This is a genomic window from Curtobacterium sp. MCPF17_011 (assembly GCF_003234145.1).
Lineage (GTDB): Bacteria > Actinomycetota > Actinomycetes > Actinomycetales > Microbacteriaceae > Curtobacterium.
Genome location: NZ_QKSK01000010.1, coordinates 96,213 through 112,026, shown reverse-complemented (window position 1 = coordinate 112,026; position 15,814 = coordinate 96,213). Strand labels below are relative to the sequence as shown.

Annotated in this window: 16 protein-coding genes and 1 tRNA gene; 8 read left to right on the top strand and 9 right to left on the bottom strand. The window is 70.3% G+C overall.

Annotated elements, in window-relative coordinates; all coding sequences use genetic code 11:
* Positions 1–519 precede the first annotated feature (519 nt).
* Positions 520–590 (bottom strand) — tRNA-Gly (locus DEJ25_RS13250).
* Between the two features lie 205 nt (positions 591–795).
* Here DEJ25_RS13250 and DEJ25_RS13245 point away from each other — a divergent pair.
* Both DEJ25_RS13245 and DEJ25_RS13240 read left to right on the top strand, forming a co-directional pair.
* Entirely contained in the window at positions 796–1,869 is a 1,074-nt protein-coding gene (locus DEJ25_RS13245; protein WP_110903793.1) for a DUF6177 family protein, read from the top strand.
* A 1-nt stretch (position 1,870) separates the two neighbouring features.
* Positions 1,871–2,206 carry a hypothetical protein gene (locus DEJ25_RS13240; RefSeq protein ID WP_146236729.1) on the top strand — a complete coding sequence of 112 codons (336 nt, stop codon included), beginning with the start codon at positions 1,871–1,873 and terminating at the stop codon, positions 2,204–2,206.
* A gap of 41 nt (positions 2,207–2,247) precedes the next feature.
* Here the strand turns inward: DEJ25_RS13240 and DEJ25_RS13235 are convergent, their stop codons facing one another.
* From DEJ25_RS13235 to DEJ25_RS16465, 4 genes are all read right to left on the bottom strand, one after another.
* Positions 2,248–2,577 (bottom strand): hypothetical protein, encoded by a 330-nt coding sequence (locus tag DEJ25_RS13235; protein WP_110903791.1) that lies wholly within the window; start codon positions 2,575–2,577, stop codon positions 2,248–2,250.
* A complete protein-coding gene (locus DEJ25_RS13230) occupies positions 2,574–3,098 on the bottom strand; it encodes a helix-turn-helix transcriptional regulator (RefSeq protein WP_110903790.1) in 525 nt (174 codons plus the stop codon). Before DEJ25_RS13230 ends, DEJ25_RS13235 begins: the two co-directional genes overlap by 4 nt.
* Positions 3,099–3,176: 78 nt before the next feature.
* Positions 3,177–3,764, bottom strand: coding sequence for a dCTP deaminase (gene dcd, locus DEJ25_RS13225; protein ID WP_110903789.1), 588 nt, complete (start codon positions 3,762–3,764; stop codon positions 3,177–3,179).
* 31 nt (positions 3,765–3,795) lie between these two features.
* Positions 3,796–4,098, bottom strand: a complete 303-nt coding sequence (locus tag DEJ25_RS16465; RefSeq protein WP_146240686.1) for a hypothetical protein — start codon at positions 4,096–4,098, stop codon at positions 3,796–3,798.
* Positions 4,099–4,317: 219 nt separating this feature from the next.
* Between DEJ25_RS16465 and DEJ25_RS13220 the strand changes: the two genes are divergently transcribed.
* Both DEJ25_RS13220 and DEJ25_RS13215 read left to right on the top strand, forming a co-directional pair.
* Entirely contained in the window at positions 4,318–5,058 is a 741-nt protein-coding gene (locus tag DEJ25_RS13220) for a GAF and ANTAR domain-containing protein (RefSeq protein WP_181427439.1), read from the top strand.
* Positions 5,058–5,768, top strand: coding sequence for a GAF and ANTAR domain-containing protein (locus tag DEJ25_RS13215; RefSeq protein WP_111044953.1), 711 nt, complete (start codon positions 5,058–5,060; stop codon positions 5,766–5,768). The genes DEJ25_RS13220 and DEJ25_RS13215 overlap by 1 nt, the downstream gene beginning before the upstream one ends.
* 19 nt (positions 5,769–5,787) lie before the next feature.
* Here the strand turns inward: DEJ25_RS13215 and DEJ25_RS13210 are convergent, their stop codons facing one another.
* Positions 5,788–6,522 (bottom strand): ANTAR domain-containing protein, encoded by a 735-nt coding sequence (locus tag DEJ25_RS13210; RefSeq protein WP_146236726.1) that lies wholly within the window; start codon positions 6,520–6,522, stop codon positions 5,788–5,790.
* Positions 6,523–6,718: 196 nt separating this feature from the next.
* Here DEJ25_RS13210 and DEJ25_RS13205 point away from each other — a divergent pair, with 196 nt between their 5' ends.
* From DEJ25_RS13205 to DEJ25_RS13190, 4 genes are all read left to right on the top strand, one after another.
* Positions 6,719–8,800, top strand: coding sequence for a cytochrome c oxidase assembly protein (locus DEJ25_RS13205; RefSeq protein WP_111044952.1), 2,082 nt, complete (start codon positions 6,719–6,721; stop codon positions 8,798–8,800).
* A 32-nt stretch (positions 8,801–8,832) separates the two neighbouring features.
* A complete protein-coding gene (locus tag DEJ25_RS13200) occupies positions 8,833–9,993 on the top strand; it encodes an alpha-hydroxy-acid oxidizing protein (protein ID WP_110903784.1) in 1,161 nt (386 codons plus the stop codon).
* Between the two features lie 78 nt (positions 9,994–10,071).
* Positions 10,072–10,674, top strand: coding sequence for an RNA polymerase sigma factor (locus DEJ25_RS13195; protein ID WP_111044951.1), 603 nt, complete (start codon positions 10,072–10,074; stop codon positions 10,672–10,674).
* Positions 10,671–11,507 carry a hypothetical protein gene (locus DEJ25_RS13190; protein ID WP_111044950.1) on the top strand — a complete coding sequence of 279 codons (837 nt, stop codon included), beginning with the start codon at positions 10,671–10,673 and terminating at the stop codon, positions 11,505–11,507. The genes DEJ25_RS13195 and DEJ25_RS13190 overlap by 4 nt, the downstream gene beginning before the upstream one ends.
* A gap of 145 nt (positions 11,508–11,652) precedes the next feature.
* Here DEJ25_RS13190 and DEJ25_RS13185 read toward each other — a convergent pair whose 3' ends face one another.
* The 3 genes from DEJ25_RS13185 to mmsA all read right to left on the bottom strand — a co-directional run bounded on the left by DEJ25_RS13185 (position 11,653) and on the right by mmsA (position 15,688).
* The gene (locus DEJ25_RS13185; protein WP_110903781.1) at positions 11,653–12,771 is read right to left on the bottom strand and encodes a sugar-binding protein; all 1,119 of its coding nucleotides are present in this window, start codon (positions 12,769–12,771) and stop codon (positions 11,653–11,655) included.
* 104 nt (positions 12,772–12,875) lie between these two features.
* Positions 12,876–14,168: a multiple monosaccharide ABC transporter permease gene (gene mmsB, locus DEJ25_RS13180; RefSeq protein WP_110903780.1), complete on the bottom strand. Its 1,293-nt coding sequence runs from the start codon at positions 14,166–14,168 to the stop codon at positions 12,876–12,878.
* Positions 14,165–15,688: a multiple monosaccharide ABC transporter ATP-binding protein gene (gene mmsA / locus DEJ25_RS13175; RefSeq protein WP_181427440.1), complete on the bottom strand. Its 1,524-nt coding sequence runs from the start codon at positions 15,686–15,688 to the stop codon at positions 14,165–14,167. Before mmsA ends, mmsB begins: the two co-directional genes overlap by 4 nt.
* Positions 15,689–15,814 lie beyond the last annotated feature (126 nt).

Genomic DNA, 15,814 nt, shown 5'->3' with positions numbered 1-15,814 from the left:
ATCACGTCACGGCGGAACTCTTCCGGATACGCCTTCACCATGGCGCACATCCTTCCAGCAGGAGCCAATGCCCCTACCTGTCAGGAGTCAACCAAACCTGCAGCAGTCCCCCGCGAGGTCACCGAGAGGTGAGTTCCGGGTACGAACGAGGCCGCGCAGCTTGAGCTCATCGAGGATCGCGACGTAGCTCGCGAGCAGCTCGCGAACCGACAGGTCCGCAGGGTTGAAAGGCGGACGAGGCAGCGGAGAAACGTCGGGCATAGCCGCAGCCTACGTGCGGGTAGCGCCGACCCCGGATCGAGATTCAGGCCGAGCAGAACCTTTGCAGCTGAAGCCGCGCTGGAAGTCAGAAACGAGGTCTGCGCGCTCCTCGAGGCCGTGCCAGGGGGTGGGCGGTGCCAACCTGCGCGGCGTCGGCAAGTTCGACATGGTGTGCGTTCCAGGGGCCGGAGTCTCAACTACTTCGAGAGAAGTCTCATCTGGGTTGAGAAACGACAACAGCAGTGGGGGACCGGAGAGAGCGAGTGACGGGAATCGAACCCGCGCTACCAGCTTGGGAAGCTGGAGTTCTACCATTGAACTACACTCGCGCATCCCGTCGAACGGGACCGCACCAGCCTAGCGGAACTTCCGCCGGGTGCCAGCCGCACCTCCGTGGCGGACACACGCCGGGCCTCCCGTCCGCCCCTGTCTCTCCGCTGTGAGCCGCGCTCTCCGACGGACACCGCCAGGAGCCCGTGTGTACCGTCCGAGGAGATCACCGAGCTCGTACGACCGACCCGAGGAGGAACCGGAATGGTCCGACATCCCCTCATCGACGACGTGGTCGGCCCGGCCATCGTGGTGGACTCCAGTGCCCCCGTGGTGTGGCTCACCGACTCCCTCGACTCCCTGCTGCGCCGCGCCGAGGTGGCCGGGCGCACGGTCGTCCTGCGGACCGGGCCGGAGGCTGCGCTCACCCCCGCACTGCGGCACGCGCTGGGTGCGCACGGCGCCGCATGGGCGGTCCGCGGACCCGACGGCGCCCTGCGAGACGGGCGCACCGGTGTGCCGGCGGCCGGCGTGGAGGACTTCGTCACGCGCGGCTCGGAGCTCCTCGGTGAGCCCTCGCCGGAGCACCGTGACGCCGTCGGCTCGGTCCGGCAGATCAGCATCGACCTGACCCTGCGGCACCACGACGAGCGGACCGTCGACATCGGCTCCGCGATCGAGGCGCTGTGCGCGACGGTCGGCACGTGCCCGACACGGTGGGGCACGTCCGAACCGCTCACCTCGGCGTGGGACCGCTGGGTCGTGACGCAGTACGCGATGCACGAGTCGCCGGGCATCAGCACCTCGTACGCGATCGGCGACGGCTTCGCTGCGACGATGACCGCGCACCTGACCGACGGGGTCGTCGTCGAGACGATGTCCGCGGTCCTCACGGTGCCCGAGAGCGGCGCGGACCCGCAGCTCGCGTCGCGCCTGCTCGATGCCGTGCACCGCGTCGCCGGTGACGTGGAGCCCGTGTTCGGTGTCGTCATGCAGCGCCGTGGGGACGCGGACCACCTGGTGCGCGCGGTCGCCTACGGCGAGCCCGAACCGCTCGCGGTCATCGTCGGACCCGAGGCCACACGCTTCCTGGACCGCCGCGGCGAGTGGCCGCCGGTCCGCACCACCACCGACACGTTCGCGGGCGAGGTCGGCGAGGGCCTGGTCGTCCGGTTCGAGGACGGCTGGACCGCGCTCGAGTCGTTCCTCGACCGCATCGACGAGGACCGGTTCCTGCAGCTCGTCGGGGGTGGGCCGCTCGACCCGGCCTCCGACGACGGCGCACTCGGGCCGCACGCCATGCACCACGGTGGGCAGGGGTCCCAGGGTGCCGCGTGACGTGACCCTCCTCTGTCGCGGTGAGGTGCAGGTCCGCGACGTCGCCGAGGCGCTGCTGCTCCACGACGACGCGTGGGGTGTCCGGGCGCTCGACGACGGACCGATGATGCAGGTCTGCCGTGACGCCACGCACCCGGTCATCACGGTGCTCGGAGTGCGTCGGGTCGACGAACTCGGCGAGGTCACGCGGCTCCTGCCCGACGCCCCGGCGCTCTCGGTGCCGCTGTGGTGGGTCGACACGGTGACGCCCTTCGACGCGGACGGCGAGCGCGGGGTGACGGCGGCGCTGGAGGCGTCGCTCGACCTGGACGCCGTGTGCATCGTGCACGGGGACTGACGCCGGGTCTTCGCAGCGTCCGTTGACCGCTCCGGCCGGATTCAGACGCAGCGGGCGCGCATCCGCCGTGCCGCCGCGCAGAGGACCGGGACGTCGGTCCGAGCCGTGCCGAGCAGCACCGACGCGGGTGTCCCGGCGGGTCGGCGGGTCAGTCGTCCGGCGAGCGCCGACACGTGCGCCCACGGCACGGCGGGTTCGTGCGCGGTCATCATCGGCGGGAGCTGCTGGACCGCCGAGGCGATGTCGACCAGGCACATCCGGACGGCGTCGTGCACGAGCGCCTCGGGCAGGGCCGGGTCGGCGACGTAGGTGCGGATCCGGTCACAGGACGCGATGACGTCGTCCAGGGACTGCGCGACGGGCGTCGTCACAGCGGGACCGTCCGGTCGAGCAGCTCGTCCGACAGGGCATCGGCGGCCAAGACCTCGACGCGCACGCCGAGCAGCTCCTCCGCGTCGTCCTGCATGCGCATCAGCGAGAACATGCCGGTGGGCGGTGCCAGGTCCACGACGAGTTCGACGTCCGCGGGCCAGTCGTCCGCGCCCTGCGCTCCCGAGGTGCCGACGAGCTGCCGGACGGCGACTGCGCCGTGCCGTTCGAGGATCGAGCGGAGTTCGTCACGGTGCCGGGCGACGAGTTCGCGCAGGGGGAGTGGCTCGGCGACGGGTTGCAGGTCGATGGCGGTGCGGAACCCCGCGGCGAGCAGGAGCCGCTGGAGCGCCGCGAGCGAGGGTTCGCGTCGGCCGTTCTCGTAGGTGCTGATCACGCTCTGGGTGACGCCGGCCCGTCGGGCGAGTTGCACCTGCGTCAGGTCGGCCCGGAGCCGGGCCTCGCGGATGATCGCTGCGGCGGAGAGCGTCGTCGTCGACGCGCGAGCGTGTCCTGGCGGCATGTGCGCAACGATACACAGGATTCCGTATTCCGGTTCTGCGGTGGGGATCGATGGTCCGCCGCCCCGACGGAGGCTCGTTCAGCGCGGCTGGGACACGTCCGCTCGGTGGAAGTTCAGTGCCGACCGCGACGCCGTCGGTCCGCGCTGCCCCTGGTAGCGCGACTGGTAGTCGGCGGACCCGTAGGGTTTCTCGGCCGGGCTCGACAGCTGGAAGAAGCAGAGTTGGCCGATCTTCATCCCCGGCCAGAGCTTGATCGGCAGGGTCGCGACGTTCGACAGCTCGAGGGTCACGTGTCCGGAGAAGCCCGGGTCGATGAACCCGGCGGTGGAGTGGGTGAGCAGCCCGAGACGGCCGAGCGAGCTCTTGCCCTCGAGCCGTGCCGCGATGTCGTCCGGTAGCGTGACGACCTCGAACGTCGACCCGAGCACGAACTCGCCCGGGTGCAGCACGAACGCCTCGTCCGGGTCGGTCTCGACCAGACGGGTCAGGTCGGGCTGGTCCACCGCGGGGTCGATGTGCGGGTACTTGTGGTTGTCGAACAGCCGGAAGTACTTGTCCAGCCGGACGTCGATGCTCGACGGCTGCACGAGTGCGGGGTCGTACGGGTCGAGGCCGATCCGGCCCTGGTCGAGCTGGGCGGTGATGTCGCGGTCGGAGAGCAGCACGCTGGAAGCCTAGTCGCCGGCCCGCGCACCGTCAGGAGTCGAACCCGTCCAGGACCCAGTCGTCGGTCGGCAGGGTGCGGTCCTGCCAGCGCATCCGGACCGCGCCGTCGTCGACCAGGTGGGAGTCGGGGTGGCCGGTCCGGAGCTGACAGCGGTGCCCGTGCAACATCCGCGGGCAGCGGTCCTGGTCCGGACCGGCGGAACCACGGCGGCCGACGACGGATCCGGCCAGGCGGGCGGCGACGCGGCGCAGACGAGCTCGGCTGGTACGCCGCAGGCTGACGCGGCGGGCGACGGGCCGGGCGGCGGGCGAGAGGGGAAGTGGTGTGCGCACGGGAGACTCCAGCTGTTCGCAGTGATGCGAATGAACGAGCGGCCGGGGTCTGGGGCTACCGAGATGAACGCTAGTCGAGCCCACCTCGGAGTGGGTGGAGTCCGCGCGACTAGGCTGAAGTCGTCCGCTTCAGCACCCAGCCCCCGCGCTGCAGCCACCCCCAGCAGGAGCGAAGATGACCACGACGACGACCTCCACCTCGACCACCACGCGCGGCACGTGCTGCCCGACGCGGTGTCGGCGATGATCTCCTTCGCCGACGCTGCCCGTCGCCTCCAGCACGGTGAGGACGGAGCGATCGCCAGCACGTTCGTCGACGTGCTGCCGATCCAGGCTGCAGCGCTGTCGACGCTCGGACCGCCGTTCGGCAGCGCGGTCTTCTCCGCTTCGGATCGACGTGCCGCAGAGTCGGACGAGCAGCAGGTGCTCCTCGGTGAAGGCCCTGGGTGGTCCGCGCTGCGGTACCGGGAGCCTGTCCTCGCGTACGACCTCAGCGGACCCACCGGGGACGACTGGCCGTCGACCCGAGCTGCACTCCGGCAGACCGGCTGGGCGGGACTGCTGTCGTTCCCCCTGTCCGTCGGGACGTTCGACCTCGGGGCCGTGACGCTCTACCGCGCGGACACCGGCCCGCTGGCACCGGCCGAACTCGACGAGGCGAAGCTCCTCGCCCACCTGGCCGCGCTGCGGATGCTGTCCTCGGCCGTCCGCGACGTCGAAGCCGGACGGACCCCGACGTCCGTCTCGGTGGCGCAGCCCTCCGGCCGCCACGTGCACCAGGCGACGGGGATGGTGGTGGCCCAGCTGGACCTGACCGCCGAGGACGCGCTCCTGGTCCTCCGCGCCCGGGCGTTCGCCGACGGGCTGCCGCTCCACGCCGTCGCCGAAGCCGTCATCGAGCGGCGCATCGACTTCCGAGACCCACGCACAACCGATCCCGTACGGAAAGAAGACCGCTGATGACGCAGAGCAGAGAGCAACGCCTCGTCGACACGTTCGTCACGCTCGCCGACACCCTCGTCGACGACTACGACGTCATCGAGCTGCTCCAGCTGCTCGTGGGGAAGGCAGCTGACCTCTTCGACGTCAGCGCTGCAGGGATCATGCTCGCGACCCGGACGGACGAACTCGAGTTGGTCGCCTCCACCAGCGAGCGGAGCAACCTCGTCGGCATCATGCAGCTCGACGCCGGCGAAGGCCCCTGCATCGAGGCCTACCGCACCGGCAAGGTCGTCACCGTGGGCAGCCCCGCCGAGTTGGCCGAGCGGTGGCCGGCCTTCGCGGCGGCGTCGAAGCTGTTCGGCTACGCGTCGGTGCACGCCATCCCGCTCCGTCTGCGGAACGAGACGCTCGGTTCGATGAACCTCTACCGCGAGCAGCCTGGTGCACTGGGCGAGGACGACATCGTCGCCGCCCAGGCGCTCACCGACGTGGCGACCATCAGCATCCTGCAGCAGCGTGGCCTCGAGCAGGCCACGATCGCGCGCACGCAGCTCCAGCGGGCGCTCGACAGCCGGGTGGTCATCGAGCAGGCCAAGGGGTTCCTCGCGCAGACGCACGAGGTCGACATGGACGAGGCGTTCGCCCTGCTCCGGTCCTACGCGCGGTCCCACCAGACGCCACTCGCCGACACCGCACGGCAGGTCGTCGAGCGGACCCTCTCGATCTGAGGGGCAGCGGGGCCGACCGTCAGGCGAACTCGCGCAGGTCGGCCCCGCGCTGGACGACGTCCTCGGCGACGTCGCGCAAGCCGCGACCGGTCCGCCCCGCACCGTCCCGGAGGACGCGGAAGGCCTCGTCGATCTGCACGTCGCGCCGGTAGGCCAGCGCGCCCTTGGCCTGCTCGAGCAGCACCCGAGCCTCGAGGGCGTCGGCGATCTGCGCATCGAGGGAGCGCTGCATCCCCTCAGCGCGGTGTCGGACCAGGGCAGCGGACGCCGCGTCGGCGAGCAGCTGGATCACCACGACGTCACCGTCGTCGTGTCCCCGGTCGTGGTCGGCGAAGACGCACAGCGAACCGATGGTCGCGGTCCGCAGCCGCACCGGTTCGGCGAACGTGCCGACCAGCCCGCGCTCGCGCATGACCTGCGTGAACGTCGGCCACTCGGCTGCCTTCGCGGTGACGTCCGGCACGTCGACCGTCGCGCCGGTCCGGAAGCAGTCCAGGCAGGAGCCCTCGTTCGTACCGAGCTGGGCCTCCTCGGCCTCGATGCTGCGCTCGCTCGTGGAGGCGATGACGTGCAGCGCACCGGACTGGTCGGCGAGGACGATGCCGGCTTCGGTGGCGGCGGTCCAGTGGACACAGGCGTCCACGACGCGGGTCATCGCGTCGAGGACGTCGAGGGCAGGGTCGAGAACGGATCCCACCACTTCGAGCAGGTGGTCGAACCGGTCCTGGTCATCGCGCTGCGCCGTCGTCGTCACGCCGCCCAGGCTACGGCGACGGACCAGGGACGTCGCCCAGCATCCGACGGCACCGGTCGGCACCGACCATCCCGCTGGTCACCGGAGGTGCTGGATCCGTCGGCCGCCGGGCGACCGCATCCACATGGTGGGTCCAGAGGGGCGCGCCTACGATGGAGCGTCCGCGGACCGCGGACGGAACCGACCCGAGACAGGTATGGCCGTCACGTCACCCCAGCCCCACCCGGACGCCGCCGATCGCCCGGACGCCGTCACCCGCCCTGGAGGCCCGGCATCGGACCACGCGCCCGTCACCACGCGCACGTCCACCGTCGCGACCGTCCTCGCCATCGCCCTGCCCCTCGCGGTGGCCTGTGCGGTCCTCGGGATGACGATCACGGGCGCGTTCACCGCCGACCAGCAGCTGGAGTCCGCCGGCGACCTGGTGCAGTTCGGCCTGGTCGCCGCCCGCGGCGTGCACGACGGCGTCGCCGCGCTGACGGTCGGTCTGCTCATCGTGGCCGCGTTCGCCCTGCCGGCGCAGAAAGCCGACCACGGGGCGATGTCCTCGGTGCAACACCGGGCAGCGCGCTGGGCCGCGATCGCCGGGTCGGTGTGGTTCCTGGCCGCCGTCGCCGGCATCGTGCTCACCGGCGCGAACACCCTCGGTGTCCCGCTGACGAGCCCGGTCTTCGCCCGCAACTTCCTGCTCTTCGCGTTCCAGGTCGAGATCGGCCAGTCGCTCGTCGTCTCCGCCGCCGCGATCCTCGTGACGACGGTGCTCGCCGCGCTCGCCACCCGGGCGACGACCCTGGCGTTCGCCACCGTCGCCGCGCTCTTCGCCCTGCTGCCCCTCGCCCTGTCCGGGCACGCGGCCGGGTCGCTCGAGCACGCCAACGCGGTGAACTCGCTCGCGGTGCACCTGGTCGGGGTGTGCGTCTGGGCCGGTGGCCTCGTCGCCGTCGTGCTGCTCCGCACCCGGATGAAGGGCGCCACGGGGCGAGTCGTCGCCCGCTACTCGACGCTCGCGGGGTGGGCGTTCGGCGCGGTGGCGTTCTCCGGCATCGTGAACGCGCAACTCCGCCTCACCGGGCCGCTCGACCTGGTCACGACGCCGTACGGGTGGCTCATCACGACCAAGGCCACGATCCTGGTCCTGCTCGGCGTCGCTGGCGTCGTGCAGCGCCGGAAGCTCGTGCCGGGCCTGCTCCGGGCACCCACCGACCGACGCCTGTTCGTCCGGTTCGCGCTCGCCGAGATCGTCTTCATGGCCGTCGCGATCGGCGTCTCGGTCGCGGTGTCCCGCAGTCAGCCGCCGATCCCGCAGACGCCGGAGACCGGGGCGGACACCCGCTCGGGCCTCATCGGCTACCCGTACCCGCCGGCCCAGACCATGCAGACCTACCTGTCGCACTGGCACATCGACTGGATGTGGCTCGCGCTCGCCCTCGTCGGTGCCGCCTGGTACCTGTGGAGCGTCCGGAAGCTCCGGCAGCGCGGCGACTCGTGGCCGGTCGGTCGGACCATCGCCTGGCTCATCGGCTGCGCGGTCTTCATCTGGACGACCTCCGGCGGCCCGGCCGTCTACGGCATGATCCACTTCTCGTCGCACATGGTCCAGCACATGCTGCTCATGATGTTCGTGCCGCTGCCGCTGGTCCTCGGCGGTCCGGTGCTGTTGGCGCTCCGCACCCTGCCCGTCCGGAACGACGGTTCCCGAGGTGCCCGCGAGTGGCTGATGCTGTTCGTGCACTCGCGCTGGATGCAGTTCCTCGGCAAGCCCGCCGTCGCCGGCGTCATCTTCGCCGGGTCGCTCGTGGTGTTCTACTTCACACCGGCGTTCGAGTACTCGATGCAGTCCCACGAGTGGCACGTCGTGATGATCGTGCACTTCGTGCTCAGCGGGTACCTGTTCTTCTGGGTGTTCGTGGGCATCGACCCGGGACCGCAGCGCCCCCAGTACCCGATCCTCATCATCGCGCTGCTCGCGACGCTGGCGTTCCACGCGTTCTTCGGTGTGGCCGTGATGACCTCGCAGTCGGTGTACGCGATCGACTGGTTCCACGCGCTCGGGCAGAGGAACGACCGCGCGCTGCTCGACGACCAGCACGTCGGCGGTGGCATCGCCTGGGGCGCGTCCGAGCTGCCGATGGTCTTCGTGGCGCTGCTCGTCGTGCGGAACTGGGTGCGCTCCGACGAGCGCATCGCCAAGCGCAAGGACCGACAGGCCGAGCGCGACGGGGACGCCGAGCTCAAGGCGTACAACGAGCGTCTGTCCGCCATGCAGCGCCGGGACTGAGGCGAGGTTCCCGAGCGGAGCATGATGGTCGCGTGACCTTCGGCGACTACCAGAACCAGATCCACCTCCGCGGCCTGCAGGGCGTCGTGTCCCGGTTCCCGGTCGCGGCCGCGGACCTCGAGGCCGCCGCGGCGGCAGCGATGGCACCTTCGGTGTGGACCTACGTCGCCAGCGGCGCGGGCGACGAACGCACACAGCGTGCCAACGTCGCCGCGTTCGAGCGCCGCGGCATCGTGCCGCGCATGCTCGTGGGTGCGTCCGACCGGGACCTCTCGGTCGACCTGTTCGGGATGCACCTGCCCTCGCCGCTCTTCCTCGCTCCCGTGGGCGTGCTGGGGGTCGCGGCGCAGGACGGCCACGGCGACCTCGCGACGGCCCGCGCCTCCGCCCGCACCGGCGTGCCGATGGTCGCGTCGACCCTGTCGGAGGACCCGCTCGAAGCCGTCCGGGAGGCTCAGGGCGACACCCCGGGCATGTTCCAGCTCTACACACCCACTGACCGCGACCTCGCGGCGAACCTGGTGCGGCGGGCCGAGGACGCGGGCTACGCCGCCGTCGTGGTGACGCTCGACACCTGGGTCACGGGCTGGCGCCCCCGCGACCTGCAGACCGCGAACTTCCCGCAGCTGCGGGGTGCCGCGCTCGCCAACTACCTCAGCGACCCGGCCTTCCTCGCCGGCGTCCCCGTTCCCACGGACCCGCGGTCGGTCATCGAGCACTGGACCCGGGTCTTCGGCAACCCGCTGCGGTGGGAGGACCTCGCCTGGCTGCGCGGGCTCACCGACCTGCCCCTCGTCCTCAAGGGCATCTGCGCCGCCGACGACGCGCGGCGGGCGGTCGACGCCGGGGTCGACGGCGTGTACGTGTCGAACCACGGCGGACGTCAGGCGAACGGGGTGCCGGCGATCGACCTCCTGCCCGAGGTGGTCGCCGCCGTCGGTGACGATGCTCCGGTGTTGTTCGACTCGGGCGTCCGGTCCGGTACCGACGTGGTGACGGCACTCGCCCTGGGAGCGACGGCCGTCGGGCTCGGGCGTCCGTACGTGCACGGGCTCGCCCTCGGCGGGACCGACGGCGTCGAGCACGTCGTGCGCTCGGTCCTGGCCGAGGCGGACCTGCTCATGGCGGTCAACGGGTTCTCGGACCTCGCCGCCCTGCGGACGGCCGACGTCCGGAGCATCCCGGCCTGGTGACGGTCGGCGAGCGACGGTCGGCGGTGAGGATCGGGTGGTCGGGTGGAACCATCCGGGTGCTGCCGGACACTCCAGGACATGAGAACCGGAAGCGGCGACGACGCCGAGGACTGGGCGACAGCGGGCCGCGGTGACGGCGAGGCCTACGGCCGCGTCTTCGACCGCCACCGTGACCGCGTGCACCGGCACGCCCTCCGGCTGGTGCCGCCCGAGGTGGACGTCGACGACGTCGTCGCGGTCGTGTTCCTCGAGGCGTGGCGTCGTCGGCGGAGCGCACGGCTCGTCGACGGCGACCTGCTGCCGTGGCTGCTCGTCACCGCGACGAACGTCGCGCGCAACGCCACCCGCGCGACGATGCGGTACCGGCGACTGCTCGCGACGCTGCCACCCGCCGATCACGCTCCCGACCCCGCCGACCGGCACGACGACGGTGCCGCGGTCGCCGCGTTCCGGACGCTCTCGGCGGCCGATCAGCAGGTCCTCGCGCTCTGTGTCATCGCCGGGCACCGTGAGGCCGAGGCGGCCGAGGTGCTCGGCGTGCCGATCGGGACCGTGAAGTCCCGTCTCTCCCGAGCCCGGAAGCGCCTCGGTGCGCAGTTCGCCGAGCAGACAGCAGTGCCGGCCGCTCCGCCGACCGCACCCACCACGACCGCACCGTCCACCACCGGAGGAGCACGATGACCGAGACGACCCGAGACCGCGCCCTCCGTGCCCTGCTCGTCGACCGCGTGGACCGGTCCGTGCGACGACGACGCTGGCTCGTCCCCACGATCGGCATCGGTGCGTTCGTCGTCGCCGGGTCGCTCACCGCCGGTGCCCTCGTCAGCACCGGGCTGCTGCAGCAGTCGCTCACCACGGAGGACGCGTCCGCCCTCGTCGCCACCGGGGCCGCCGGGGACGTGATGCTGCTGGGGTCGCCTGTGGTCCGTGTCGCCGACGGCCCGACGACACTGACGTTGCCCGGGCGGCCCTCCGGAGCGCGTGCCGTCGCCATCGGCCTGCAGTGCGCGCCGGACGGCACCGCCGCCGTCACCGTCGGGACGAGCAGCGACGACCGCGGTGACCCGGCCACGGCGGACTGCGGGACCTCGGTCACCGTGCCCGTCCGATCGGCAGCGGGGGACCGGCCGACCGTCCGGGTCGACCACGACGGCGGACCGATGACCGTCTGGGCTGCGTGGGCCCGTCCCGATCCGGTCCCTGGGCCGTCGCCCGAACAGCGGGACGCGCTCGAGGACGGCGTCGTCACCCGCTCGGAGTACGTCGCGGCGGTCGACCGGTACGTCGGCTGCATGCGTGCGTCCGGGCATCCGGTGAGCCTCGGGACCGCGCAGCCCGTGCTCTTCTCGCTCGCGATCACGTCCGACGCCGAACACGCCCACGCCCGCTGCGCTGCGGCCGAGCTCACCGAGGTGGACTCGACGTGGCAGGCCGAGCACCCGCAGGCGGTGTCCGACGACACGGTCGGGGCGGCGACCTACGACCCGGCCGCCGATCCCCGCTACGCCGTGTAGGCGGGGGCACGCGCGCGGTGGACGGCACCGGCCTGGAGGCGCGGGGCGGGCCTCCGGGCCGGGTCACCACAGGGGAGCTCGCCGGGGACGATGGAAGGGCCCCGCCGCTGACGCGACGGGGCCCTTCCTGCTGTGCCGGGGAGACTCAGCCCTTCTTGGCGAGTGCCTCGAGCGTGTCGTCGTTCGCGTACGCCTCGACCGCGTTGTCCTTGGTGACGAGGACCGGGGTCAGCTCGACGGTCGGGACGATCTTCTTGCCGTTGTCGTTGTTCTTGTCCTTCACGGTCTCCGGCTTCTTGCCGGCGGCCAGGTCGGACACCAGGTCGATCGCGGCCTGGGCCTCGTCGGTGGTGTTCTTGTAGATGGTCGAGTACTGCGTGCCCTGCATGATGAGCGGGATCGACGCGGTCTCGGAGTCCTGACCGGTGACGACGGGGTTCTCCTTGCCGGCGGCCTTGGTCGCGGTGAGGATCGCACGGGCGAGCGTGTCGTTCGGCGAGAGGACGCCGTCGAGCTCGGTGTCACCCGTGTAGTACTGCGCCAGGAGGTCCGTCATGCGCGACTGGGCCTTCTGCGCGAGCCAGCCCTGCGTGTTCACCTTGGCGAACGTGGTCTGACCCGAGGTGACCTTCAGCGTGCCGTCGTCGATCTTCGGCTGGAGGACGTCCATGGCACCGTTGAAGAACACGGTGGCGTTGGCGTCGTCAGCGGAACCGGCGAAGAGCTCGACGTTGTAGGGCTTGTCGCCCTTCTTCTCCTCGAGACCCTTCAGGAGCGCCTGTGCCTGGAGCTGGCCGACCTTGAAGTTGTTGAACGCGACGTAGTAGTCGACGTTCTCGGTGTTCAGGATGTTGCGGTCCCAGGCGATGACGGTCGCACCAGCGGCCTTGGCGGCCTTCACCTGCGAGCCGAGCTGCGAACCGTCGGCCGCACCGATGATGACGGCCTTGGCACCCTTGGTGACCATGCCCGAGATCTGCGACTGCTGGTCCGGCACGGGGCTGCCGGCGTTCGCGTACTGGATGTCGGCCTTGAATCCGGCCTTCTCGATCGACTTCTTGAACGCGGCGCCCGCGAGGACCCAGTTCTGCGAGGTCTTGGCGGGGAGGGCGACACCGATGAGGTCGCCCTTCTTGATGGTCGAGCTGGAGCCGGAGCCCGAACCCGAGCCGGAGCCGTCCGTGTTGCCACGGGCCGAGCAGCCGCTGAGGGCGAGGCCCGCGATGAGCGCCAGGCTGACGCCGGCGACGATCTTCTTGCGCATGTGATTGCTTTCTCTTCGTTGAGGAGTTGGGGCCGGAGCCCCGCTGTGGTGGATGGGTCGTACCGGGTCCCGGCGGTCGGTCGCCCGACCGCCGGGGTCCCGAGCTAGGGGAGGTTGACCTTGTCTGGCTGGTCCGCGATCGATCGCGGCTGCTCCGCGGCGATCGTGTTGGCTTCGGTGTCCTTCCGCTGGAACTGTCGCATCATGCCGCCGATCAGGGACGGACGGCCCTGCGACTTCGAGTAGACGTCGAAGGCGACGGCGACGAGCAGGACCAGACCGCGGATGATCTGCACCTTGTTCGACTCGAGGCCCATGAGCTGCAGGCCGTTGGACAGCAGCGCCATCACGAGACCACCGATGATCGAGCCGGAGATCGTGCCGACACCACCGGCGACGGCGGCGCCACCGACGAACACCGCGGCGATCGCGTCGAGCTCCCAGCCGGTGCCGTCCGCGGGGCCCGAGGCGCCCGAGTAGCCGACGAACACCATGCCGGCGATCGCGGCGAGGACCGACATGTTCATCATGACGAAGAAGTTGACCTTCCTCGCAGAGACACCGGACAGGACCGCGGCGTTGGCGTTGCCACCGACGGCGTAGACCTGGCGACCGAAGATGGTGTTCTTCGTGACGAAGCCGTAGATGATCGTCAGCACGCCGAGGATGATCGCGACGACCGGGACCGAGGTACCGACCGGACCGGCGGCGAACAGGTAGGTGGCGAAGACGGTGACGGCGACCAGGACGCCGGTGCGGACGATCGAGACCCACAGCGGCGGGACCTCGGCCTGCATCTTCTTGCGGCGGGCACGGCCGCGGGCCTCGATGATGATCAGGGCGACGATGGTCGCGAGCCCGATGAGCAGGGTGCCGTTGCTGAACCCGAAGTCCGGACCGAAGTCACCGAGGAACCCGGCGCCGATCGGCGTGTAGGCGTCCGGGACGGGGACCGAGGTGGACGAACCGATGATCTGGTTCGCGCCGCGGAAGATGAGCTGGCCGGCGAGCGTCACGATGAAGGCCGGGACCTTCACGAACGCGACCCAGAAGCCCTGCCAGGCACCGATGAGCGCACCGACGGCGAGGCCGAGGATGATCGCGGCCCAGACCGGGAAGTGCCAGACCGACATGGACTGCGCCACGACGATGCCGACGACCGCCGCGACCGAACCGACCGACAGGTCGATGTGGCCGGCGATGATCACCATGACCATCCCCAGCGCCAGGATCAGGATGTAGGAGTACTGCAGGAACAGGTTGATCACGTTCGTGGGCTCGAGGATGAGCCCGTTCGTCGTGATCGAGAAGAAGATCAGGATCGCGATGAGCGCGATGATCATGCCGTACTGGCCGATGGAGTTGCCCTTGCCGAAGAGCAGCTTCAGGTTGTTCATGAGACGGTGGCGCCCTTCCGCGCGGACGTCATGCTGCGCATGAGCGTTTCTGGATCGGCCTGGTCGGCCGGGAGGTCAGCAGTGATCTGCCCCTCGAAGATGGTGTAGATGCGGTCGGAGAGACCGAGGAGCTCCGGGAGCTCGGACGAGATGAGGATGATGCCCTTCCCCTCGGCCGCGAGCTGCTGGATGATCCCGTAGATCTCGAACTTCGCGCCGACGTCGATGCCGCGGGTGGGCTCGTCGAGGATCAGCAGGTCGGGGTCGGTGAACATCCACTTCGACAGGACGACCTTCTGCTGGTTCCCACCGGAGAGCTTGCCGACGTTGTCCTCGACGCTCGGCACCTTGGTGCGGAGGAGCTTCCGGTACTTCTCGGCGACCGAGTACTCCTCGAGGGAGTCGACGACGCCGCCCTTGGCGATCTTCTTGAGGTCCGCCGCGACCGTCGAGCGCTTCACGGTGTCGAGCAGGTTCAGCCCGAGGGCCTTGCGGTCCTCCGACACGTAGCCGAGGCCGTTGTTGATCGCCTGCTGGACGTTGGTGACCTTGATCTCCTGGCCGTCCTTGATGATCTGCCCGTCGAGCCAGGTGCCGTAGGAGCGACCGAACAGGCTCATCGCCAACTCGGTGCGCCCGGCACCCATCAAGCCGGCGAAGCCGACGATCTCACCCCGGCGGACGTGGAAGTTCGATCCCTTGCAGACCAGGCGCGACGAGTCGATCGGGTGCTGCACGGTCCAGTTGCGGACCTCGAAGAAGGTCTCGCCGATCCTCGGGGTGCGGTCCGGGAAGCGGGACTCGAGCGAGCGGCCGACCATGCCGCGGATGATGCGGTCCTCGTTGACGCCGTCCGCCTTGACGTTGAGCGTCTCGATGGTCTTGCCGTCGCGGATGATCGTGATCTCGTCGGCGATCTGCTCGATCTCGTTGAGCTTGTGGCTGATGATGATGCTCGAGATGCCCTTGGCCTTCAACCCGACGATGAGGTCGAGGAGGTGCTGGGAGTCGTTCTCGTTCAGCGCGGCGGTCGGCTCGTCGAGGATGAGGAGCTTGACGTCCTTGTGGAGGGCCTTGGCGATCTCGACCAGCTGCTGCTTGCCGACGCCGATGTTCTTGATCTGCGTGTCCGGGTCGTCGGACAGGCCGACGCGGGCGAGCAGGTCCTGCGCGCGGAGCTGCGCGGCGGTCCAGTCGATGCGACCGAAGCGGCCCGGCTCGTTGCCGAGGAACAGGTTCTCCGTGATGGAGAGCTCCGGGATCAGCGCCAGCTCCTGGTGGATGATGACGATGCCGGCCTGCTCGGACTGCTTGATGTTCGAGAAGCGGACTTCCTCGCCCTCGTAGACGATCTCGCCCTCGTACGTGCCGTACGGGTACACGCCCGACAGCACCTTCATCAGCGTGGACTTGCCAGCGCCGTTCTCGCCGCAGATCGCGTGGATCTCGCCGGCTCGGACGCTCAGCGAGACGTCGGAGAGCGCCTTCACACCAGGGAACTCCTTGGTGATGGAACGCATCTCGAGGATCGTCTCGGGAGCGGTGATCGAACGGGTCTCGAGCCCGCTCTCGATCGGGTCGTGACCCTGTGGGGTTGACGCCACGGTGCATCTCCTTCTGCCGCTGCGATGCGGCAGTCCTTCGGT

What these genes read in the sequence shown, in the direction of transcription:
- mmsB (WP_110903780.1), bottom strand. Translation starts at nt 14,168, where the DNA reads ATGAACAACCTGAAGCTGCTCTTCGGCAAGGGCAACTCCATCGGCCAG.
- DEJ25_RS13190 (WP_111044950.1), top strand. Translation starts at nt 10,671, where the DNA reads ATGACCGAGACGACCCGAGACCGCGCCCTCCGTGCCCTGCTCGTCGAC.
- DEJ25_RS13245 (WP_110903793.1), top strand. Translation starts at nt 796, where the DNA reads ATGGTCCGACATCCCCTCATCGACGACGTGGTCGGCCCGGCCATCGTG.
- DEJ25_RS13230 (WP_110903790.1), bottom strand. Translation starts at nt 3,098, where the DNA reads ATGCCGCCAGGACACGCTCGCGCGTCGACGACGACGCTCTCCGCCGCA.
- DEJ25_RS13215 (WP_111044953.1), top strand. Translation starts at nt 5,058, where the DNA reads ATGACGCAGAGCAGAGAGCAACGCCTCGTCGACACGTTCGTCACGCTC.
- DEJ25_RS13205 (WP_111044952.1), top strand. Translation starts at nt 6,719, where the DNA reads ATGGCCGTCACGTCACCCCAGCCCCACCCGGACGCCGCCGATCGCCCG.
- mmsA (WP_181427440.1), bottom strand. Translation starts at nt 15,688, where the DNA reads ATGCGTTCCATCACCAAGGAGTTCCCTGGTGTGAAGGCGCTCTCCGAC.
- DEJ25_RS13185 (WP_110903781.1), bottom strand. Translation starts at nt 12,771, where the DNA reads ATGCGCAAGAAGATCGTCGCCGGCGTCAGCCTGGCGCTCATCGCGGGC.
- DEJ25_RS13195 (WP_111044951.1), top strand. Translation starts at nt 10,072, where the DNA reads ATGAGAACCGGAAGCGGCGACGACGCCGAGGACTGGGCGACAGCGGGC.